We start from the raw sequence: 624 nt of genomic DNA, 5'->3' as shown, positions 1-624 counted from the left end.
ATCCAGCCAGAGTTACCAGAAGCAGTTGTATCTGATAAAGGGGAGGCTGCAGTCCAACCCGCCTTGCCAGAAGCTGTGGTAAGTGATAAAGGCGTACCGGAAGTTCAACCTGCGTTACCAGAAGCAGTCGTGACTGATAAGGGTGAGCCTGCAATTCAGCCAGAGTTACCAGAAGCTTTAGTAAGTGACAAAGGCGAACCAGAAGTTCAACCTGAATTACCCGAAGCAGTTGTAAGTGACAAAGGCGATCCAGCGATCCAGCCAGAGTTACCAGAAGCAGTTGTAAGCGATAAAGGAGAACCAGCAGTCCAACCCGCCTTACCAGAAGCAGTTGTGACTGACAAAGGTGAGCCGGAAGTTCAACCTGCGTTACCAGAAGCAGTTGTAAGTGACAAAGGCGAATCTGAAGTTCAACCAACGTTACCAGAAGCAGTAGTAAGTGACAAGGGTGAGCCTGCAGTCCAACCCGCCTTGCCAGAGGCTGTTGTAAGTGATAAAGGCGTACCTGAAGTTCAACCTGCGTTACCCGAAGCGGTTGTAACTGACAAAGGTGAGCCGGAAGTTCAACCCGCCTTGCCAGAAGCAGTTGTTACTGATAAAGGAGAACCGGAAGTTCAACCTGAA

Annotated in this window: 1 pseudogene; it reads left to right on the top strand. The window is 49.8% G+C overall.

Features of this window, described 5'->3' with window-relative positions:
- Positions 1 to 624: pseudogene (locus HMPREF2728_RS10990) on the top strand (peptidase); the annotation flags it as partial.

This window comes from Streptococcus sp. HMSC061D10, from assembly GCF_001808865.1.
Taxonomy (GTDB): domain Bacteria; phylum Bacillota; class Bacilli; order Lactobacillales; family Streptococcaceae; genus Streptococcus.
This window is presented reverse-complemented; position numbering and strand designations above follow the sequence as displayed.